The sequence below is a fragment of the Klebsiella quasipneumoniae subsp. quasipneumoniae genome, assembly GCF_020525925.1.
Classification (GTDB): domain Bacteria; phylum Pseudomonadota; class Gammaproteobacteria; order Enterobacterales; family Enterobacteriaceae; genus Klebsiella; species Klebsiella quasipneumoniae.
On record NZ_CP084876.1, the window covers coordinates 1,858,783 to 1,879,875 of the forward strand.

Genomic DNA, 21,093 nt, shown 5'->3' on the forward strand with positions numbered 1-21,093 from the left:
GTAAATGATGTCATCAGTGACTACGTCCGGCGCTACCCGCTCTGCCTTTAGCTTTGCCCGTATCTGGGATCAGTTTGGCATGCTGGTGGTGTTTGCGGTGCTGTTTATCGGCTGCGTAATTTTTGTGCCTAACTTTGCCTCATTCGTCAATATGAAGGGGCTGGGGCTGGCGATCTCGATGTCCGGGATGGTGGCCTGCGGTATGCTCTTCTGCCTGGCCTCCGGCGATTTCGACCTGTCGGTGGCGTCGGTTATCGCCTGTGCCGGGGTCACTACCGCGGTGGTGATTAACCTGAGCGAAAGCCTGTGGCTGGGGATTGCCGCCGGTCTGCTGCTGGGGGCGATCAGTGGCCTGGTCAACGGCTTTGTCATTGCCCGGCTGAAGATCAACGCCCTGATCACCACGCTGGCCACTATGCAGATTGTCCGCGGCCTGGCCTACATTATCTCCGACGGTAAAGCGGTGGGGATCGAAGATGAACGCTTCTTCACCCTCGGTTACGCCAACTGGTTTGGTCTGCCGGCGCCGATCTGGCTGACGGTCGCCTGCCTGGTGGTTTTCGGATTATTACTAAACAAAACCACCTTTGGCCGTAATACGCTGGCTATAGGCGGCAATGAAGAGGCGGCGCGTCTGGCCGGTGTTCCTGTGGTGCGCACCAAGATTATTATCTTTGTGCTCTCCGGTCTGGTATCGGCCGCGGCGGGAATTATCCTGGCGTCGCGGATGACCAGCGGCCAGCCGATGACCTCGATTGGCTATGAGCTGATTGTTATTTCGGCCTGTGTGCTGGGCGGGGTATCGCTGAAGGGCGGGATCGGCAAGATCTCCTACGTGGTGGCCGGGATCCTGATCCTCGGGACCGTGGAGAACGCGATGAACCTGCTGAACATCTCGCCGTTCTCACAATACGTCGTGCGCGGGGTCATCCTGCTGGCGGCGGTAATTTTTGACCGCTACAAACAAAAAGCCAAACGTGCGGCCTGATTTCAGGCATAACTTTTAAGTCTACAGAGTAATTACCGCCAGCGCCCGTTTCGCTGGCGGTAACTATCAAAAATGGCGAGGTTGGTCACACTGTCTATACTTACATGGCTAACATATAATTAACAACCAGCTTCGGCTGGCCATGATAAGGAGGAAACAGGGTGGATAACCAGATATCTGTACCGCCTGCGCTAACCGGAAACTACGCTTTTTTCTTTGACCTCGACGGTACTCTTGCCGATATCCAGCCGCACCCCGATCAGGTGGTGATACCCGACAACACGCTGCAGGCGCTCAACGCGCTGGCCCGGCAGCAGGGCGGGGCGGTGGCATTGATTTCAGGGCGCTCAATGTCTGAACTTGACGCGCTAACCCATCCCTGGCGGCTACCGCTGGCCGGTGTTCACGGGGCTGAACGCCGTGATATCAATGGTAAAACCTATATTGTCTCTCTGCCGTCGGCTCTGCGCGATGAAATCGCGGCTGAGCTGACCTCGGCGTTGCAGGCGCTCCCCGGGTGCGAGCTGGAGAGTAAAGAGATGGCCTTCGCGCTCCACTACCGCCAGGCGCCGCAGCAGCAGAGCGCGGTGCTGGAGCTGGCGCAGCGCATCGTTCAGCGCTACCCGCTGCTGGCGTTACAGCTTGGCAAGTGCGTAGTGGAGATTAAACCCCGCGGTGTCAACAAAGGGGAGGCGATCACCGCCTTCATGCAGGAAGCGCCGTTTGCCGGTCGCGAACCGGTTTTTGTCGGCGATGATTTGACCGACGAAGCGGGATTCAGCGTGGTTAATCAACTGCAGGGAATGTCGATAAAAGTGGGCGCCGGGGAAACCCAGGCGCACTGGCGGTTGGCGGATGCCGCCGCCGTAAGGACGTGGTTGCAACATCTGGCGTATGACGCGCAAACCGAAAGGAGGGATGACCATGAGTCGTTTAGTCGTAGTCTCTAACCGTATCGCCTTACCGGACGATAAAAAATCGAGCGCTGGCGGTCTGGCCGTCGGCATCCTGGGGGCACTGAAAGCGGCAGGGGGTCTGTGGTTTGGCTGGAGCGGCGAAATTGGCGATGACCAGCAACCGCTGAAGCAGGTCTCCCGCGGAAATATTTCATGGGCGTCGTTCAACCTTAATGAACGTGACCATGATGAATACTACAACCAGTTCTCTAATGCCGTGCTGTGGCCGGCGTTCCATTATCGTCTTGATCTGGTCAGCTTCCAGCGCGAAGCCTGGGAGGGATATCAGCGAGTTAACGCCATGCTGGCGGACAAGCTTCTGCCGCTGATCGAGCCAGACGATACGCTGTGGATCCATGATTACCATCTGCTGCCCTTCGCCAGCGAACTGCGCAAGCGTGGGGTCAACAACCGGATCGGCTTCTTTTTGCATATTCCGTTCCCGACGCCGGAGATTTTTAACGCGCTACCGCCGCACGCTGAGCTGCTGGAGCAACTGTGCGATTACGACCTGTTGGGCTTCCAGACTGAAAGCGACAGAACCGCGTTTCTTGACAGCATTGCCATGCAGACCCGACTCTCCGACCTCGGAGACAAACGCTATCAGGCGTGGGGTAAGGCGTTCAGCACTGAGGTTTATCCGATAGGGATCGATCCGGACGAGATTACGCGCAATGCCAAAGGTCCGCTGCCGCCGAAACTGGTCCAGCTGAAAAACGAGCTCAAAAACGTGAAGAATATCTTCTCGGTGGAGCGGCTTGACTACTCGAAAGGGTTGCCGGAGCGGTTCCTCGCCTATGAGACGCTGCTCGAGAAGTATCCTCAGCATCACGGCAAGATCCGTTATACCCAGATCGCACCGACCTCCCGCGGCGATGTGCAGGCCTATCAGGATATCCGCCACCAGCTGGAAACTGCATCCGGGCGCATCAATGGCCAGTTTGGCCAGCTTGGCTGGACCCCGCTCTACTACCTGAACCAGCATTTTGATCGTAAGCTGCTGATGAAGGTCTTCCGCTACTCTGACGTCGGCCTGGTGACGCCCCTGCGCGATGGTATGAACCTGGTGGCGAAGGAATACGTGGCGGCGCAGGATCCGGATAACCCTGGCGTACTGGTCCTGTCGCAGTTTGCCGGCGCGGCGCAGGAGCTGACCAGCGCCCTGATCGTCAACCCCTACGATCGCGACGAGGTTGCCGCCGCGCTGGATCGCGCCCTTAGCATGCCGCTGGCGGAACGTATTGCCCGTCATTCTGCGATGCTGGACGTGATCAGAGAAAATGATATTCATAACTGGCAGGCGCGTTTTGTCGACGATCTGCAGCATATTTCACCGCGCAGTGAGGAGAGCCGCCTGCGGGGGAAGATAGCCACGTTCCCTAAACTGGCCTAGTTCAGGAAAAGGGCTAACCGGCGTTAGCCCTTTTCAAGGGAAACCAGCAGGACATCGACGCCGCAGCTGCCGACGATATTTTTCGCCGAGCAGGTGGCGCGCGAAAAAAGGGAATGGTTATGATTGCCGCAGATCACCAGATCGACCTGGTGCGACCGGCAGAAGTCCTTAATATGATGGCCCAGTTCGCCGCAGGCGATGGTCATTTTTTCTATCGGGTAGTCCGCGTGACGCGCCAGCTCGTTGAGAAAATCACGCGTCTCTTCCTGCATCACCTCGCGCAGATTTTCCATCATCGGCGCAGCGAACTGGTTATACAGCTCCGGATCCGTGGCGAGGGTGATAAAGCTCACTTTCGCGTTCACGGGCCGGGCAATCGACACCGCTTTTTTAATTAATACCTGACTCTCCGGCGTTGGCGCGACGGCAACCAGCAGATGTGAATAAGGCATCTGGCCTCCTTGAGATACGCGGAATAACCCTTTCTTTCCTTATTTCTTTACTCCTGTTTACCCGGCTGCGCAAGGGCCGATCCCGGGATTTGCGAGCCTCTTCGCCAGTCGGTGTTTTTCCGGCCAGATCACAATGGTGAACCTGTCTTTTGATTTAAAAGAAATGCCGTTTTATAAATGAGTGAAGTGAAGACGTCATCTCTTTGTCATTTTGCCACCGGCAGCGGTTGCGTGGCAAAAGCACAAAGGTAACGTCGTTTCGCTGCTTTTAGTGTAGCCAGGTACCCACTCCCTTCCGGTGGCAAATCCGGAAAGATTGTCGGCGTTCTCTTAAAAAAAGACACAGGATCACGGCGATGAAAACACGAAAGATTGGACTGGCTAACTACCTGGCCTACGGCGCGGGCGATTTCCTCGGCGCCGGCACCACGGCGCTAACCGCCGCATGGCTGCTCTACTTTTACACCACCTTCTGCGGACTCTCTCCGATAGAAGCCACGCTGATATTCGCTTCCGCCCGCGTACTGGATGCGGTGGTGAGCCCGCTGATGGGCTTTCTCACCGATAATTTCGGCACCACCTGGCTCGGCAAGCGCTTCGGCCGCAGAAAATTCTTTATTCTGCTCGGCATCCCATGCGTATTCAGCTACTCGGCGATGTGGGTTGGCGAGATGGGCTTCTGGTACTACCTGATCACCTATCTGCTGTTTGATATGGTCTACACCATGATTCTGGTGCCCTACGAGACGCTGGTGCCGGAGATGACCGATGACTTTAAACAGAAAACCAAATTCTCCGGCGCGCGCATCTCAATGGCGCAAATGTCGGCGATTTTAGCCTCCTTTCTGCCGGGGATCCTCCTTACCTGGCTCGGCAAAGACAATGCCAGCTCGTTCTTTTATGCCAGTCTGGTGTTCTCGGTCCTGTGCGCGGTGATGCTGACCTTCGTCTGGTGTTTCACCTGGGAGCGTCCGCGTGAGGCCTGGTCAGAGGCGGCGCTGCGGGCGGAAGCGGAAAAACAGAACTTAACCCTCGCCCAGAGCCTCAATCGCCTGGTGATTGAGCTGAGCTCCACGCTGCGGATAAAAATCTTCCGCCAGCACCTCGGCATGTATCTGGGGGGCTATATCGCCCAGGACGTTTTCAATGCCGTGTTCACCTATTACGTGGTCTTTGTTCTGATGCAGGAGGCCTCTGTCGCCTCGAATCTGCTGGGGACGATGGCGATTTTCCAGTTTATCGCCGTGATCGCCATGATCCCGCTGTGCATTCGCTTTGGCCCCGCGCCGTCGTACCGCATGGTGGTGGTCCTCTTTGGCCTGAGCTCGCTCTCCTATGCGCTGCTCTATTACGCCGGACTGAGCGACGTCTATTCGTTATTGCTGCTCATCTCTGCTGTCGCCGGACTGGGACGCGGCGGGATTAACTACGTACCGTGGAATACCTACACCTATATTGCCGACGTCGACGAAGCGATCACCGGCCAGCGCCGGGAGGGGATTTTTGCCGGCATCATGACGCTGACCCGCAAAGCCTCGCAGGCGGGGGCGGTGATGCTGGTGGGCATCATCATGCAGCTGTCGGGGTTTGTCTCCGGGCAAAAAATACAGCCTGAAGGGGTCAGCCATACCATTTTGCTGATCCTCAGCGTCGGCACGCTGGTGGTCTTAGCCTGCGGCTTCCTCGTTTCGCTGCGCTTCAAACTCAATCTGCATACCCACAGCGTCCTGCGCAGCGAAACCCTAAGAATGCGCGAAAGCGGTCACGCCCAGCCGGAACTGACCAGTGCAGAACACCGCGCGGTCGTCGAGATGCTGGCGGGGATGCCCTACGACTGCCTGTGGGGAAATAACAATATTGGCTACCTGAATCGTCATAAACCTGCTGCCCCGGCGCTCACCCAGGGCGGCGCTTTGAATTCGACATATACCCGAGGTTAACAACATGAAAGTTTGGCCGGTAAAACATAGCCCATTACTCTGTCAGCCTGAGCGTTTTATCGCCCGTAGCGAACTGCAGGCGCTCATCCGCAACGTGACGCAAAACCTGGTGAATATTAAGGATGAGAGCGGGCAATTTTTACTGCGCCTGGATGACGGGCGCGTTATTGATACCAAAGGCTGGGCCGGCTGGGAGTGGACCCACGGCGTCGGGCTGTATGGCATCTATCAGTATTATCAGCAAACCGGCGATCTCGAGATGCGCGATATTATTGACCGCTGGTTTGCCGACCGTTTCGCCGAGGGGGCAACGACCAAAAACGTCAACACCATGGCGCCGTTCCTGACCCTGGCCTGTCGCTTTGAAGAGACCGGATGTAAGGCGTATCTGCCGTGGCTGGAGAGCTGGGCGGAGTGGGCAATGTATGAGATGCCTCGTACCGAGCAGGGCGGCATGCAGCACATCACCCTGGCGGAAGAAAACCACCAGCAAATGTGGGATGACACCCTGATGATGACCGTGTTGCCGTTAGCCAAAATTGGCAAGCTGCTTCACCGTCCGCAGTATGTGGAGGAGGCGACCTATCAGTTCCTGCTCCACGTGCAGAACCTGATGGACCGGGAAACCGGGCTGTGGTTTCACGGCTGGAGCTATGACGGTCGGCATAATTTTGCCCGGGCGCGCTGGGCGCGGGGCAACAGCTGGCTCACTATGGTGATCCCGGATTTTCTTGAGTTAGTGGATCTCCCGGAAGGGAATGCGGTACGGCGCTATCTGACCGAGGTGCTGAACGCGCAAATTGCCGCCTTAGCGAAATGTCAGGACGACAGCGGCCTGTGGCATACCCTGCTGGACGACCCGCACTCTTATCCAGAGGCCTCGGCGACCGCCGGCTTTGCCTACGGCATACTCAAAGCGGTGCGCAAGCGATATGTCGGGCAGCACTATGCCGGGGTGGCTGAAAAAGCGATTCGCGGAATTGTGCAGAATATTTCGCCGCAGGGGGAGCTGCTGCAGACTTCCTTTGGCACCGGAATGGGGTCAGACCTTGATTTCTATCGCCAGATCCCGCTCACCTCGATGCCCTACGGCCAGGCGATGGCGATCCTCTGTCTGACCGAGTATCTGCGCAAGTATTTCTGAGCAGGAGACCCCGCAGGCGCGGCGCCTGAAAAAACTAACCCGGCTTTCGCCGGGTTGGTTTTACATACGCTCGACGGTTTCGATACCGAGGGTATCGAGACCCAGCTTGAGGGTTTTCGCCGTCAACAGCGCCAGCTTCAGGCGGCTGTTGCGGGTCGCTTCGCTTTCCGCGCTGAGGATCGGGCAGTGCTCGTAGAAACCGGAGAACAGGCCCGCCAGATCGTAGAGGTAGGCGCACATCACGTGCGGCGTCCCTTCGCGAGCGACCACGGAGAGGGTCTCTTCAAACTGCAGCAGGCGCGCGGCCAGCTGGGCTTCGCGATCTTCCGCAATCACCACCGGCGCGTCGGTGAGGGCGTTTTCGTCAATGCCGGCTTTGCGGAACACGGAGAGCACGCGGGTATAGGCATACTGCATATACGGCGCGGTGTTGCCTTCGAACGCCAGCATATTATCCCAGTCGAAAACGTAGTCGGTGGTGCGGTTTTTCGACAGGTCGGCGTATTTCACCGCGCCGATACCCACCACTTTCGCCAGATTTTCCAGCTCATCAGCGGACATCTCCGGGTTCTTCTCGGCCACCAGGCGACGCGCGCGCTCCAGCGCTTCGTCCAGCAGATCCGCCAGCTTCACGGTGCCGCCGGCGCGGGTTTTAAACGGCTTGCCGTCTTTACCCAGCATCATGCCGAACATATGGTGTTCCAGCGGCACGGAGTCCGGCACATAGCCTGCTTTACGCACGATGGTCCACGCCTGCATCAGGTGCTGGTGCTGACGGGAGTCGATGTAGTAGAGCACGCGGTCGGCGTGCAGTGTTTCATAGCGATACTTCGCACAGGCGATATCGGTAGTGGTATAGAGGTAGCCGCCATCCTTTTTCTGGATGATGACGCCCATCGGTTCGCCTTCTTTGTTTTTATACTCATCAAGAAACACCACGGTGGCGCCTTCGCTCTCCACGGCCAGCCCTTTGGCTTTCAGATCGGCGACGATCCCCGGCAGCATCGGGTTGTACAGGCTTTCGCCCATCACGTCATCGCGGGTCAGCGTCACATTCAGGCGATCGTAGGTGATCTGGTTCTGCGACATGGTGATGTCCACCAGCTTACGCCACATCTGCAGGAAGTACTCATCGCCGCCCTGCAGCTTAACCACGTAGCTGCGCGCGCGCTCGGCGAAGGCTTCGTCTTCGTCGTAGTGTTTTTTCGCTTCGCGATAAAAACCTTCGAGGTCGGCCAGGGCCATCTCGCCGGCGTTTTCCTGCTGCTGTTTTTCCAGATACGCGATCAGCATGCCGAACTGGGTGCCCCAGTCGCCGACGTGGTTGGCGCGGATCACCTTATGGCCCAGGAACTCCAGGGTACGGACCGAGGCATCGCCAATGATGGTCGAACGCAGATGGCCGACGTGCATCTCTTTCGCCACGTTTGGCGCCGAGTAGTCGACGACGATGGTCTGTACCTGCGGCGTGGCGACGCCCAGGCGTTCTGACTGCAGCGCGCGGTTGACGTTGTCCGCCAGGAACGCGGGGTCGAGGAAAATATTGATAAAGCCCGGCCCGGCGATTTCAACCTTGCTGGCAATGCCGTTGAGGTCAAGATGAGACAGTACCTGCTCTGCAAGTTGTCGCGGCGCCATGCCCAGCTTTTTGGCGACAGCCATCACGCCGTTGGCCTGATAGTCACCGAACTGAACTTTTGCTGACTGGCGGACCTGAGGTTCGCAATCGGCAGGCGCGCCTGCCGCGATCAGGGCCTGGCTAACTTTTTCTGAGAGAAGAGCCTGAATATTCACCGGAATACCTTACGTGTAATGCGCCAGCCCCCGAGGGAGGCGGCGCCGGAATGTGGACAAATTAGGGCGGGAGTATACTGCATTTGTCCCCGTCCGTCAGCATCGCGCGCGGCGCGGCGGCATGGGCAATCCATCGTCGGTCGGTCACGCAGCGGCAGGGTGGCGGTTGGTCCGCGGCCTAAAACACGGTAGATTAGCCTTTTTATAATTGATGAACATAAGTGACGAGCAAACCCATGGCGAACTGGCAGCAGATTGAACAACTGGCCGATATTACGGCGGATCTCCCGCGATTTTCCGATGCGCTACAGCGCTTCGCTGCGCGACTGGGACTGGAGATCGGCGGACTCGACGCCGACCATATCTCCCTGCGCTGTCATCAGAACGCCACCGCGGAGCGCTGGCGCAGTGGGTTGGCGCAGTGCGGAACCCTGCTGTCGGAGAATATGATCAACGGTCGGCCTATCTGCTTGTTTAAACTGGCGGAGCCGGTCTGCGTGGCGCACTGGCGCTTTCATATCGTTGAGCTGCCGTGGCCGGGTGAAAAGCGTTATCCCCATGAAGGCTGGGAGCATATCGAAATTGTCCTGCCCGGCGATCCGGCTACCTTAAATGCCCGCGCTCTGGCGCTGCTGGCCGATGACGGACTCAGCCAGCCGGGGATCGTCGTCAAAACCAGCTCGCCGAAAGGGGAACATGAGCGTCTGCCGAATCCCACCCTGGCGGTCACCGACGGCAGCGTGACGGTCAAATTTCACCCATGGTCTATTGAACAAATCGTCGCCAGCGAGCAAGCCGATACGTAACAGTGTGAAGCCGCGCGGCGTCTGCCGCGTGATATCATGACATGCTGAGAAGGTTGTCTGGATCAGGGAGTGAGCAATGGCGGTACTGGAAGTTTGTTGTTACAGCATGGCGTGCGCCCGGGAGGCTGAGCGCTGCGGCGCCGATCGTATTGAACTCTGCGCCGCGCCGCAGGAAGGGGGACTAACACCCTCTTACGGGGTGCTGGTCTCGGTCCGCGAGGCGATTACCCTCCCGGTGCATCCGATTATCCGCCCGCGCGGCGGCGATTTCTGCTACACCGAAGAGGAGTTCGCCGCGATGCTTGGCGATATCCGCATGGTGCGGGAGCTCGGCTTTCCCGGGCTGGTGACCGGCGTGCTGAATGCCGATGGTCAGGTCGATATCCCGCTGATGAAAAAAATAATGGCCGCGGCCGGGCCGCTGGCGGTGACCTTTCATCGCGCGTTCGATCTGTGCGCCGACCCGCGTCAGGCCTGGGAGACGCTGGGTGAGCTGGGGGTTAAACGTATCCTGACTTCCGGTCAGCAATCCTCGGCGGAGAAAGGTATTTCATTAATTACGGAACTTATTGCCGCAGGGGATACTCCAATCATTATGGCCGGTGCGGGAGTGCGCGCCGCGAACCTGCCGCTGTTTCTGCAGGCGGGGGTGAAAGAGGTTCATAGCTCTGCAGGCCAGTGGTTGCCATCGGAAATGCGCTTTCGTCATCCAGGCGTTTCGATGTCAGCCGATCCCGATGCGGACGAATACAGGCGCTACGCCGTCAATGGCGCAGCGGTGGCGGAGATGAAAAAGATAATTTCCGCTGACAGAAGTTAAACGGTTTTTGCTGCACATCATGTCGCCCAATATGATGATTGCCCGTACCAGGCCCCTGCCCATTAAACAGGGGCCTTTTTTTATCTCGCTTTCTTCGCCAGCGACTGCTGCGTTTCCGGTTTGGTGGCGATAATCACCGCGCGCAGCGGCGCCGGATAGCCTTCCACGGTTTTGCGCTGATCCTGTGGGTCGAGGAAATCGGCCAGCGATTCGCTGGTCATCCATTCGGTGCGCCGCTGCTCTTCCGTCGAGGTGACGCAGGCGTCGACGATGCGCACATCGATAAACCCGCACTTCTCCAGCCACATTTTCAGGGCCGCCGCGGAGGGAATAAAATAGACGTTGCGCATCTGCGCATAGCGATCGCCCGGAACCAGCACCGTATTTTCATCGCCTTCGACCACCAGCGTCTCCAGTACCAGCTCGCCACCCGGCGCCAGCTGATCTTTCAGCTGCCACAGGTGGTCCAGCGGCGAGCGGCGATGGTAGAGCACGCCCATCGAGAACACGGTGTCAAAGGCCTCCAGCGCCGGGAGCTGCTCGATGCCCAGCGGCAGGAGATGCGCCCGCTGGTCGTTGCCAAGCAGCTTACGCACCGCTTCAAACTGGCACAGGAACAGCTGGGTGGGATCGATGCCGACCGCCAGATGCGCGCCCGCGCCGATCATCCGCCACATGTGATAGCCGCTGCCGCAGCCCACGTCGAGGATGGTCCGTCCGCTAAGATCGGACAGATGCGGCATGACGCGCTCCCATTTCCAGTCGGAGCGCCATTCGGTATCGATGTTGATGCCATACAGCGAATAAGGGCCTTTGCGCCATGGCATCAGGTTTTTAAGCAGGTTTTCTACCCGCAGCCGATGGCCTTCGCTGAGCGGCGTTTCGCTTTCGGCGGTGACGCTGTGCAGGAGGTCCAGACGCCAGGGCGTTAATTCCGGAAGAAACTCAACGGCGCGCTCCCATTCGCGAAACTTGCCGTGCAGGGCCTCGCGCTGCCAGGCGGCTACCTGGGCAGGCAGCGTCTCCAGCCAGTGAGACAGCGGGCTTTTGGCGATCAGCTGATAAAAGTTACTGAAGTCGATCATGCCTGCTCCCCGGATTTTACTGCCACCAGCGAGCCAAAGTTAAAGCACTGGAACCACAGTTCAGCATGTTCGAACCCCGCCTGACGCAGGCGTTTTTTATGGGTTTCCACAGAGTCGGTCAGCATCACGTTTTCCAGCATGCTGCGTTTCTGGCTAATCTCCAGCTCGCTGTAGCCGTTCGCGCGCTTAAAGTCATGATGCATATTGAACAGCAGCTCACCGACGTGGGCGTCTTCGAAGCTGAATTTCTCCGAGAGCACCAGCGCGCCGCCGGGATTCAGCCCCTGATAGACTTTATTCAGGATCGCCTGACGATCGCCCGGCTCAAGGAACTGAATGGTAAAGTTCAGGATCACCAGCGAGGCGTTTTCAATGGCCACATCGCGGATATCCCCTTCAATCACCTCGACCGGCGTCGGCGCTTTATAGGCGTCAATATGGCGACGGCAGCGCTCCACCATCGCCGGGGAGTTGTCGATGGCGATAATGCGACATCCCGGATGGCTAATATTGCGGCGCACGGAGAGGGTGGCGGCGCCCAGCGAACAGCCAAGATCGTAAACCTGGGTGTGGGGCTGAACGAAGCGCTCGGCCAGCATGCCGATCATCGAGATGATATTGGAGTAGCCAGGCACAGAACGCTGGATCATATCGGGGAAGACTTCAGCAACCCGTTCATCAAAGGTCCAGTCGCCAAGGCTGGCAATCGGCGCGGAAAAAAGCGTATCGCGGTGAGACATAACGTTAAACCCGAAAAAACGAAAACGGCGTATTGTGCGCTAACGGAGGGAGAAAACCAACTCCCAGGGCATATACCAGAGATTGGCCAGCACCATCAGCAACAACGCGCACCAGGTGGCGCTCATGCCGGAGCGGCGCCAGTGGTAGACGCGGTGATGAAAACCCCAGGAGTGCATCAGTCGTCCGACGATCAATAAAATGCCGCAAACGTGCACCATCCAGGTCTGGGCGCCGTTCATCTCCATAAATAACAGTAAAATGAGGCCAATCGGCACATATTCGACGGCATTGCCGTGAACGCGGATGGCGACCTGCAGCTCGCTGAAGCCGCCGTCGCCGTAGCCTACATGGTATTGGGTGCGCAAACGCACCACGTCAAATGAGAACTTCACTAACAATAACGCACCTAAAACGGCATACAGCGCGCTGACCATACGAAAACTCCCTTTAACTCTGGCAGATGGCTCCGGATATGATAGCAGGATATCAGAAAAGAGAAGATTGCTGCGGAATCGACGGCGCATTTCCTGCCGCCGGCAGGGCGGCGCGCAGATCGCCCCACAGGGTATCGACCAGCGTCGGCGCGTAGGCAATATCGGGGGTATGCAGGAACAGCCACGGCGTCCCTGACTGATGCCATTTCGGCAGCGTCTGCAGCCAGACGCGAAACAGTTCCCGGTTATGGACCATATCGTCGCCGCCGATAAAGCGCACCATTGGCTGCCGGGCGGTCATCACCGCATGCACCGGCACCTTCGGTTTCTTTTGTTGCGCGTCGATCATCGCCGGACTGGTGGCCGCAGCGCTATGGACCGGGCGGCTGTCGAGGATCACGCGGTTGACGCTGCGCTGGTGCAGCCCGCGGTTGAGCTGCTGTTCCGCTTCCCCTTTGGCGAAGAACTCGGGGTGACGAACTTCGACGCCGTAGGTGAAATCCTTCGGCAGTGCGTCGAGAAAATGCCATAGCGCCGGGAGATCGCGAGGGCCGAAGGTCGCCGGCAGCTGCAGCCAGTACTGGCCGATGCGCGAGGCCAGCGGCGCCAGGCGGGTGAAGAATTCATGGCTTAAATCGTCGCAGTGGCGCAGGGCGGCCTGGTGCGAGATAGTCGCCGGGAATTTAAAGCAGAAGCGGAAGTCATCGTGGGTCTGTTCGTACCAGCGGGCGACAATCTCCGGCTTCGGTAGCGCATACAGGGTGGTGTTGCCCTCGACGCAATTGAAGTGGCGGGCGTACTCTTCAAGGCTGGTGATGCCAAGGCGCACCCATTTCGGGTGCGACCACTGGGGAAGCCCAATATAAATCATAACGCGGCGAGGATCTCCTCGGTGCTGCGCACGCGGCCGATGCGCGGGAAAATATGCGTCATACTGCCCTGATGCTGCTCGGCGGAGGCGGCGCTGCAGGCATCTTCGGCAATGACCAGGTTAAAGCCCAGCTCCCAGGCGTTGCGGGCGGTGGATTCGACGCCGATGTTGGTGGAGATGCCGCAGAGAATAATGGTGTCGATACCGCGGCGACGCAGCTGAAGCTCAAGGTCGGTGCCATAGAACGCGCCCCACTGGCGTTTGGTCACTTCGATATCGCTCTCCTGCTTACCCAGCGTGGCCGGGTAGGTCCACCAGTTCTCAGGCAGCGTATGCGCCCCGGCCTGCGCGTCGACAGGCTGTTTCAGCGCTTCGGCGAAATCGGCCGACCAGCCGACGCGGACCATGATGACCGGCGAACCCTGTTGTCGGCACTTGTCTGCCAGGCGGGCGGCGCGCGCCACCACCTCGTCAGCCCGATGTGGGCCGCCGGCAAAAGGCAGAATGCCTTCCTGCAGATCGATCACCACCAGCGCCGTGTTTTTCGCATTGAGTTCTAACATGGTATCCCCGTATCTTCATCTGTTGTCAGGCGGCTACAATACCTTTGCGGCTTCAGCAAAAGGGTAACAAATTTTGTTAATTTATGTGAGTGTGGACGTTAAGCGCGCAGCAAAGCAGCGTACATCGTGCGTCGGACTTATCGAACGACAGAATTTCCAGTATAATAGCCGCCTTTTTTCATTCAGTTGTGACATCAGCTAAAGCTGCGACCTCGTCGCCTGCAGGGCAGACGACAATCCGCCGACGGCTAAGTTAAGGGATATCTCATGCGTACAGAATATTGCGGACAGCTTCGACAGTCCCACGTTGGGCAGCAGGTGACTCTGTGTGGTTGGGTCAACCGCCGTCGCGATCTCGGTAGCCTCATTTTTATCGATATGCGCGACCGCGAAGGCATCGTTCAGGTGTTTTTCGATCCGGATCGTGCGGATGCGTTGAAGTTAGCCTCTGAACTGCGTAATGAGTTCTGCATTCAGGTCACTGGCACCGTTCGCGCGCGTGAAGAGAAAAACATCAACGCGGACATGGCCACCGGCGCTATCGAAGTGCTGGCTTCCGATCTGACGATCATTAACCGCTCAGAATCGCTGCCGCTGGACTCCAATCACGTCAACACCGAAGAAGCGCGTCTGAAATACCGCTACCTCGACCTGCGTCGTCCGGAAATGGCGCAGCGTCTGAAAACCCGCGCGAAAATCACCAGCTTTGTGCGCCGCTTTATGGATGACCATGGCTTCCTCGACATCGAAACCCCGATGCTGACCAAAGCCACCCCGGAAGGCGCCCGCGATTACCTCGTGCCTTCCCGCGTGCACAAAGGCAAATTCTACGCGCTGCCGCAGTCGCCGCAGCTGTTCAAACAGCTGCTGATGATGTCCGGCTTCGACCGCTACTATCAGATCGTCAAATGCTTCCGCGATGAAGACCTGCGTGCCGACCGTCAGCCTGAATTTACCCAGATCGACGTGGAAACCTCCTTTATGACCGCGCCGCAGGTGCGTGAGATCATGGAAGCGATGGTGCGTCAGCTGTGGCTGGAGATTAAAGGCGTCGATCTGGGCGATTTCCCGATCATGACCTTCGCCGAAGCCGAACGTCGCTACGGCTCCGATAAACCGGACCTGCGTAACCCGATGGAGCTGGTGGACGTCGCCGACCTGCTGAAATCAGTGGAGTTCGCGGTCTTTGCCGGCCCGGCCAATGATCCGAAAGGGCGCGTGGCGGCGCTGCGCGTGCCGGGCGGGGCTTCTCTGACCCGCAAGCTGATCGACGAATACGGCAACTTTGTCAAGATCTACGGCGCGAAAGGGCTGGCCTATATTAAAGTGACCGAACGTGCCAAAGGCATGGACGGGATCAACAGCCCGGTGGCCAAGTTCCTGACCGCTGAAATCGTGGAAGCGATCCTCGACCGCACCGGCGCGCAGGACGGAGACATGATCTTCTTCGGCGCCGACAACAAGAAAGTGGTGGCCGACGCGCTGGGCGCGCTGCGTCTGAAGCTGGGCAAAGATCTGAGCCTGACTGACGAGAGCAAATGGGCGCCGCTGTGGGTGATCGACTTCCCGATGTTCGAAGACGACGGCGAAGGCGGCCTGACGGCGATGCACCATCCGTTCACCTCGCCGAAGGATATGACGGCGGACGAGCTGAAAGCTGCGCCGGAAGAGGCCGTGGCCAACGCCTACGATATGGTCATTAACGGTTATGAAGTCGGCGGCGGTTCGGTGCGTATCCACCGCGGCGACATGCAGCAGACGGTATTTGGTATTCTGGGCATTAACGAACAGGAACAGCGTGAGAAATTCGGCTTCCTGCTCGATGCGCTGAAATACGGTACCCCGCCGCATGCGGGCCTGGCGTTCGGTCTTGACCGTCTGACCATGCTGCTGACCGGCACCGATAACATCCGCGACGTTATCGCTTTCCCGAAAACCACCGCTGCCGCCTGCCTGATGACCGAAGCGCCAAGCTTCGCCAATCCGGCGGCGCTCAGTGAACTGGGTATTCAGGTTGTGGAGAAAGAGGCAAAAGCGTCTCTGGAGAACAAGTAATATGTCATTTAAGCTGCCCGTTTCGGTGCTGGTGGTGATTTACGCCGAAGATACCAAACGGGTGCTGATGTTGCAGCGGCGCGACGATCCCGCGTTCTGGCAGTCGGTCACCGGCAGCCTGGAAGCAGGAGAGACCGCGCTGCAGGCCGCCGCGCGTGAAGTAAAGGAAGAGGTCGCCATTGACGTTGCCTGCGAGCAACTGACCTTAATCGACTGTCAGCGCACGGTGGAGTTCGAGATATTTTCTCATTTGCGTCATCGCTATGCGCCGGGAGTGGAGCGTAATACGGAATTTTGGTTCTGTCTTGCGCTGCCTCATGAGCGGGAAATTACCTTTACCGAACATCTGGCCTACCGCTGGGTCAGCGCGACGGAAGCCGCTGCGCTGACCAAGTCGTGGAGCAACCGGCAGGCGATTGAAGAATTTGTAATTAACGCCGCCTGAAAGGGCGCGCTTTTTGGAGAGTTTTTTATGGCAGGTCATAGTAAATGGGCCAACACCAAACACCGCAAAGCGGCACAGGATGCCAAGCGCGGTAAAATCTTTACGAAAATCATTCGCGAACTGGTTACCGCAGCGCGTCTGGGCGGCGGCGATCCGGCGTCCAACCCGCGTCTGCGTGCGGCGGTGGATAAAGCGCTGTCTAACAACATGACCCGCGACACCCTGAACCGCGCCATCGCGCGCGGCGTCGGCGGCGATGAAGACGCGAACATGGAAACCATCATTTATGAAGGCTATGGCCCTGGCGGCACCGCGGTGATGGTGGAATGCCTGTCCGACAACCGTAACCGTACCGTTGCGGAAGTACGTCACGCCTTCACTAAAACCGGTGGTAACCTCGGCACCGACGGTTCCGTCTCCTACCTGTTCAGCAAAAAAGGCGTCATCTCCTTCGAGAAAGGCGATGAAGACACCATCATGGAAGCGGCGCTGGAAGCTGGCGCTGAAGACGTGGTGACCTATGACGACGGCGCGATCGACGTCTACACCGCCTGGGAAGAGATGGGCGCCGTGCGCGACGCGCTGGAAGCCGCTGGCCTGAAAGCCGACGCTGCCGAAGTCTCGATGATCCCGTCCACCAAAGCGGATATGGATGCCGAGACGGCGCCGAAGCTGCTGCGTCTGATCGATATGCTCGAAGACTGCGACGACGTGCAGGAAGTGTACCATAACGGCGAGATCTCCGACGAGGTCGCAGCCACCCTGTGATGCAGTCGCATCCACGGTTAACCGGAGGCGCGTGATGGCTATTATTCTCGGCATTGACCCGGGGTCGCGCGTTACCGGTTATGGCGTGATTCGTCAGGTTGGCCGGCAGCTGAGCTACCTTGGCAGCGGCTGTATCCGCACCAAAGTGGACGATTTGCCGTCGCGGCTGAAGCTGATCTACGCCGGAGTGACGGAGATCATCACCCAGTTCCAGCCTGACTTTTTCGCCATTGAGCAGGTCTTTATGGCCAAGAATGCCGACTCGGCGTTAAAGCTCGGGCAGGCGCGCGGGGTGGCGATCGTGGCGGCGACCAATCAGTCGTTACCGGTGTTTGAATATGCCGCCCGCCAGGTTAAGCAGACGGTTGTCGGCATCGGCAGCGCTGAAAAGAGTCAGGTCCAGCACATGGTGCGCACCCTGCTCAAGCTGCCTGCCAATCCGCAGGCGGATGCGGCGGATGCGCTGGCGATCGCCATCACCCATTGCCATGTCAGCCAGAATGCCGCGCAGATCAGCGAGACCCGGCTCAATCTGGCGCGAGGGCGCTTACGATAATCGCAAATCAGGCTGGATATCTATCCAGCCTTTTTTTATGATACCGCCAGATACTTAGACCATAACGCAGGAGCCCCACGTGATAGGCAGACTCAGAGGCATCATTCTCGAAAAACAACCCCCGCTGGTGTTGCTGGAAACGGCGGGCGTCGGCTATGAAGTGCACATGCCAATGACCTGCTTCTATGAGCTGCCGGAGGCCGGGCAGGAGGCGATTGTCTTCACCCACTTTGTGGTGCGTGAAGATGCCCAACTGCTGTATGGGTTTAACAACAAACAGGAGCGTACCCTGTTTAAAGAACTGATCAAAACCAACGGCGTAGGGCCAAAGCTGGCGCTGGCGATCCTCTCCGGCATGTCGGCGCAGCAGTTCGTCAACGCCGTTGAGCGGGAAGAGGTCGCCTCGCTGGTTAAGCTGCCGGGGATTGGCAAAAAAACCGCTGAACGCTTGATCGTTGAGATGAAAGACCGCTTCAAAGGGCTGCACGGCGATCTGTTTACCCCGGCCGCCGATCTGGTACTGACCTCACCGGCAGGCCCAACGGCGGACGATGCCGAGCAGGAAGCGGTTGCCGCGCTGGTCGCGCTGGGCTATAAACCGCAGGAGGCCAGCCGGATGGTCAGCAAGATCGCGCGTCCGGACGCCAACAGTGAAACGCTAATCCGCGAAGCGCTGCGCGCCGCGTTGTGAGGTAAGGGATGATTGAAGCAGACCGGCTGGTATCGGCAGACAGCAGCGGCTTCGAAGAGGCCGCTGACCGCGCCATCCGCCCAAAATTGCTGGCAGAGTATGTCGGCCAGCCGCAGGTGCGTTCGCAGATGGAGATTTTTATCCAGGCGGCGAAGCTGCGCGGCGACGCCCTCGATCACCTGCTGATTTTTGGCCCGCCAGGGTTGGGGAAAACCACCCTGGCCAATATCGTCGCCAATGAAATGGGGGTGAATCTGCGTACCACCTCCGGCCCGGTGCTGGAGAAAGCGGGCGATCTCGCCGCGATGCTCACCAACCTTGAACCGCATGATGTGCTGTTTATCGATGAGATCCATCGCCTCTCGCCGGTGGTGGAAGAGGTGCTCTATCCGGCAATGGAAGATTACCAGCTGGATATCATGATTGGCGAAGGTCCGGCGGCGCGCTCGATTAAAATCGACCTGCCGCCGTTTACCCTGATCGGCGCCACCACCCGGGCCGGTTCATTGACTTCGCCGCTGCGCGACCGCTTTGGCATCGTGCAGCGTCTGGAGTTCTATCAGATCCCCGATCTGCAGCATATTGTCAGCCGCAGCGCCCGCCATATGGGGCTGGAGATGAGCGACGAGGGCGCGCTGGAAGTGGCCCGCCGTTCACGCGGCACGCCGCGTATTGCCAACCGTCTGCTGCGTAGGGTGCGTGACTTCGCGGAAGTGCGCCACGACGGCACCATCTCCGCCGACATTGCCGCCCAGGCGCTGGATATGCTCAACGTCGATGCGGAAGGTTTCGACTATATGGACCGCAAGCTGCTGCTGGCGGTGATAGATAAGTTCTTCGGCGGACCGGTGGGGCTGGATAACCTCGCCGCCGCGATTGGCGAAGAGCGGGAAACCATTGAAGATGTGCTGGAGCCCTACTTAATTCAGCAGGGTTTTCTGCAGCGTACGCCGCGGGGAAGAATGGCGACGGTGCGCGCCTGGAATCATTTCGGGATTACGCCGCCGGAGATGCCGTAGTTCGCTACGGATGTGTCGTTCATCGGGAGACCCGGTCAGCAGCGCGACCGGGTTTTTCATTTTTAGCTGGCGGCTTTTTTCGTCATGCTGAGAATAAACAGCGCCGCGGCGCACAGCACCACCGATGGACCGGCCGGCGTGTCGTAGAAAGCCGAGAAGGTTAACCCGCCGGTGACGGCCAGCATGCCCACGCCCACCGCCACGGCGGCCATCTGCTCCGGCGTGTGGGCAAAACGGCGGGCGGTGGCGGCCGGGATAATCAGCAGGGAAGTGATGATCAGCGCCCCGACGAACTTCATCGCCACGCCGATAGTCAGGGCGGTGACCAGCATCAACAGCAGTTTGACCCGCTGCAGCTTCACGCCATCGACAAACGCCAGGTCCGGACTGATGGTCATCGCCAGCAGATTCCGCCACTGCCAGAGCAGAATGCCAATCACAATCACCACGCCCATGGCAATGGCGATCAGGTCCTGCGGGGTAACCGCCAGCAGATCGCCGAACAGGTACGCCATCAGATCGACGCGGACGTTAGACATCAGACTGACCACCACCAGCCCCAGGGAGAGCGCGCTGTGCGCCATGATGCCCAGCAGGGTATCGATCGCCAGATGCGGCCGTTTTTCCAGCCATACCAGCCCGCCGGCCAGCAGCAGGGTGACGGCGATCACCGCATAAAACGGATTGACGTTCAGCAGTAAACCGAAAGCGACGCCGAGCAGCGAGGCATGCGCCAGCGTGTCGCCGAAATAGGACATACGGCGCCAGACCACAAAGGAGCCCAGCGGGCCGGCGGCGCAGGCCAGCATCATCCCGGCCAGCCAGCCAGGTAACAAAAGTTCAATCATTAGCGGCTGTTTCCCCGACGCAGTACAATTCGCCCCTGAAGATCGTGGCGGTGATTATGGTGATGGCGGTAGATCCCCAGCTGTTCCGCGCCGCGCGGGCCGAACATGGAGATAAACTCCGGATGCATTGAGACGACCTCTGGTGCGCCGGAGCAGCAGATATGCTGGTTCAGGCACAATACCTCGTCGGTTTTGGCCATGACCAGATGCAGGTCGTGGGAGACCATCAGCACCGCGCAGTCCAGCTCATGGCGCAGCTGGTCGATAAGATCGTAGAGCGCAACCTGACCATTGACGTCGACGCCCTGGGTCGGTTCATCCAGCACCAGCAGTTGCGGGCGATTGAGCAGGGCGCGGGCCAGCAGCACGCGCTGGGTTTCTCCGCCGGAAAGTTTTTGCATCGGGGCGTCGATCAGATGCCCGGCCTGCACGCGCTTCAGCGCCGGCAGGATGTCGTCTTTGCGGGTGCCCGGACGCAAACGCAGGAAGCGGCTGACGGTCAGCGGCAGCGTGGCGTCGAGATGCAGTTTCTGCGGCACATAGCCGATCCGCAGGCGTTCTTCGCGCTTGATAACACCCTCTGTCGGTGCTACCAGCCCCAGAACCACCCGCACAAGCGTCGATTTGCCGGCGCCGTTGGGGCCCAGCAGGGTCAATATTTTGCCTGGCGTGAGAGCCAGCGAGATGTCAGACAGCACGCGGCGTTGGCCAAAGGCCACCGAGA

22 protein-coding genes are annotated in these 21,093 nt (G+C 58.8%); 13 read left to right on the plus strand and 9 right to left on the minus strand.

All coding sequences use genetic code 11. The features are described 5' to 3' along the window. Positions 1 to 7: 7 nt before the first annotated feature. From araH to otsA, 3 genes are all read left to right on the plus strand, one after another. Positions 8 to 988, plus strand: a complete 981-nt coding sequence (araH, locus tag LGM20_RS09005) for an L-arabinose ABC transporter permease AraH (protein WP_023290266.1) — start codon at positions 8 to 10, stop codon at positions 986 to 988. Between the two features lie 161 nt (positions 989 to 1,149). Then, positions 1,150 to 1,938: a trehalose-phosphatase gene (otsB, locus tag LGM20_RS09010; protein WP_023290265.1), complete on the plus strand. Its 789-nt coding sequence runs from the start codon at positions 1,150 to 1,152 to the stop codon at positions 1,936 to 1,938. Further along, positions 1,913 to 3,337 (plus strand): alpha,alpha-trehalose-phosphate synthase, encoded by a 1,425-nt coding sequence (gene otsA, locus LGM20_RS09015; protein WP_032453397.1) that lies wholly within the window; start codon positions 1,913 to 1,915, stop codon positions 3,335 to 3,337. The genes otsB and otsA overlap by 26 nt, the downstream gene beginning before the upstream one ends. 23 nt (positions 3,338 to 3,360) lie before the next feature. Here the strand turns inward: otsA and uspC are convergent, their stop codons facing one another. After that, the gene (uspC, locus tag LGM20_RS09020; protein WP_004203433.1) at positions 3,361 to 3,789 is read right to left on the minus strand and encodes a universal stress protein UspC; all 429 of its coding nucleotides are present in this window, start codon (positions 3,787 to 3,789) and stop codon (positions 3,361 to 3,363) included. Positions 3,790 to 4,145: 356 nt separating this feature from the next. Here uspC and LGM20_RS09025 point away from each other — a divergent pair, with 356 nt between their 5' ends. After that, the gene (locus LGM20_RS09025) at positions 4,146 to 5,729 is read left to right on the plus strand and encodes an MFS transporter (RefSeq protein ID WP_023290263.1); all 1,584 of its coding nucleotides are present in this window, start codon (positions 4,146 to 4,148) and stop codon (positions 5,727 to 5,729) included. A 4-nt stretch (positions 5,730 to 5,733) separates the two neighbouring features. Further along, positions 5,734 to 6,873 (plus strand): beta-galactosidase BglB, encoded by a 1,140-nt coding sequence (gene bglB / locus LGM20_RS09030; protein ID WP_044523994.1) that lies wholly within the window; start codon positions 5,734 to 5,736, stop codon positions 6,871 to 6,873. A gap of 60 nt (positions 6,874 to 6,933) precedes the next feature. On the opposite strand, the gene argS is transcribed toward bglB, so the two are convergent. Next, on the minus strand, positions 6,934 to 8,667 hold the full coding sequence (gene argS / locus LGM20_RS09035; protein WP_004203428.1) for an arginine--tRNA ligase: 1,734 nt from the start codon (positions 8,665 to 8,667) through the stop codon (positions 6,934 to 6,936). A 236-nt stretch (positions 8,668 to 8,903) separates the two neighbouring features. On the opposite strand from argS, the gene LGM20_RS09040 reads away from it, so the two are divergent. After that, positions 8,904 to 9,473, plus strand: a complete 570-nt coding sequence (locus tag LGM20_RS09040; protein ID WP_023290260.1) for a VOC family protein — start codon at positions 8,904 to 8,906, stop codon at positions 9,471 to 9,473. 76 nt (positions 9,474 to 9,549) lie between these two features. Continuing rightward, a complete protein-coding gene (gene cutC, locus LGM20_RS09045) occupies positions 9,550 to 10,293 on the plus strand; it encodes a copper homeostasis protein CutC (RefSeq protein ID WP_044523991.1) in 744 nt (247 codons plus the stop codon). Positions 10,294 to 10,373: 80 nt separating this feature from the next. Here cutC and cmoB read toward each other — a convergent pair whose 3' ends face one another. Genes cmoB through LGM20_RS09070 form a run of 5 tightly spaced genes read right to left on the minus strand, consistent with a single transcriptional unit; the run spans position 10,374 to position 13,987 of the window. After that, positions 10,374 to 11,378: a tRNA 5-methoxyuridine(34)/uridine 5-oxyacetic acid(34) synthase CmoB gene (gene cmoB / locus LGM20_RS09050; RefSeq protein ID WP_044523989.1), complete on the minus strand. Its 1,005-nt coding sequence runs from the start codon at positions 11,376 to 11,378 to the stop codon at positions 10,374 to 10,376. Beyond that, positions 11,375 to 12,118, minus strand: a complete 744-nt coding sequence (cmoA, locus tag LGM20_RS09055) for a carboxy-S-adenosyl-L-methionine synthase CmoA (RefSeq protein WP_004203422.1) — start codon at positions 12,116 to 12,118, stop codon at positions 11,375 to 11,377. The genes cmoB and cmoA overlap by 4 nt, the downstream gene beginning before the upstream one ends. Before the next feature lie 39 nt (positions 12,119 to 12,157). Beyond that, positions 12,158 to 12,553 carry an MAPEG family protein gene (locus LGM20_RS09060; protein ID WP_008804243.1) on the minus strand — a complete coding sequence of 132 codons (396 nt, stop codon included), beginning with the start codon at positions 12,551 to 12,553 and terminating at the stop codon, positions 12,158 to 12,160. A gap of 52 nt (positions 12,554 to 12,605) precedes the next feature. Continuing rightward, positions 12,606 to 13,424 (minus strand): DUF72 domain-containing protein, encoded by an 819-nt coding sequence (locus LGM20_RS09065; RefSeq protein ID WP_044523987.1) that lies wholly within the window; start codon positions 13,422 to 13,424, stop codon positions 12,606 to 12,608. Then, positions 13,421 to 13,987: a hydrolase gene (locus LGM20_RS09070; protein ID WP_025711105.1), complete on the minus strand. Its 567-nt coding sequence runs from the start codon at positions 13,985 to 13,987 to the stop codon at positions 13,421 to 13,423. Before LGM20_RS09070 ends, LGM20_RS09065 begins: the two co-directional genes overlap by 4 nt. A 267-nt stretch (positions 13,988 to 14,254) precedes the next feature. Between LGM20_RS09070 and aspS the strand changes: the two genes are divergently transcribed. The 6 genes from aspS to ruvB all read left to right on the plus strand — a co-directional run bounded on the left by aspS (position 14,255) and on the right by ruvB (position 19,521). Then, complete coding sequence (gene aspS / locus LGM20_RS09075; RefSeq protein ID WP_023290254.1) at positions 14,255 to 16,042, plus strand: aspartate--tRNA ligase; 1,788 nt, start codon at positions 14,255 to 14,257, stop codon at positions 16,040 to 16,042. A 1-nt stretch (position 16,043) separates the two neighbouring features. Beyond that, positions 16,044 to 16,487, plus strand: a complete 444-nt coding sequence (nudB, locus tag LGM20_RS09080) for a dihydroneopterin triphosphate diphosphatase (protein WP_002911477.1) — start codon at positions 16,044 to 16,046, stop codon at positions 16,485 to 16,487. Positions 16,488 to 16,514: 27 nt separating this feature from the next. Continuing rightward, positions 16,515 to 17,255 (plus strand): YebC/PmpR family DNA-binding transcriptional regulator, encoded by a 741-nt coding sequence (locus tag LGM20_RS09085; protein WP_002911459.1) that lies wholly within the window; start codon positions 16,515 to 16,517, stop codon positions 17,253 to 17,255. 34 nt (positions 17,256 to 17,289) lie between these two features. Then, positions 17,290 to 17,811, plus strand: a complete 522-nt coding sequence (gene ruvC / locus LGM20_RS09090; protein ID WP_004203412.1) for a crossover junction endodeoxyribonuclease RuvC — start codon at positions 17,290 to 17,292, stop codon at positions 17,809 to 17,811. Positions 17,812 to 17,890: 79 nt separating this feature from the next. Beyond that, positions 17,891 to 18,502: a Holliday junction branch migration protein RuvA gene (ruvA, locus tag LGM20_RS09095; RefSeq protein WP_002911454.1), complete on the plus strand. Its 612-nt coding sequence runs from the start codon at positions 17,891 to 17,893 to the stop codon at positions 18,500 to 18,502. A gap of 8 nt (positions 18,503 to 18,510) precedes the next feature. Beyond that, the gene (gene ruvB, locus LGM20_RS09100; protein ID WP_004148860.1) at positions 18,511 to 19,521 is read left to right on the plus strand and encodes a Holliday junction branch migration DNA helicase RuvB; all 1,011 of its coding nucleotides are present in this window, start codon (positions 18,511 to 18,513) and stop codon (positions 19,519 to 19,521) included. A gap of 62 nt (positions 19,522 to 19,583) precedes the next feature. Here ruvB and znuB read toward each other — a convergent pair whose 3' ends face one another. Continuing rightward, a complete protein-coding gene (gene znuB, locus LGM20_RS09105; protein WP_044523985.1) occupies positions 19,584 to 20,369 on the minus strand; it encodes a zinc ABC transporter permease subunit ZnuB in 786 nt (261 codons plus the stop codon). Further along, a complete protein-coding gene (gene znuC / locus LGM20_RS09110; RefSeq protein ID WP_228958578.1) occupies positions 20,369 to 21,088 on the minus strand; it encodes a zinc ABC transporter ATP-binding protein ZnuC in 720 nt (239 codons plus the stop codon). Before znuC ends, znuB begins: the two co-directional genes overlap by 1 nt. Between the last annotated feature and the right edge of the window lie 5 nt (positions 21,089 to 21,093).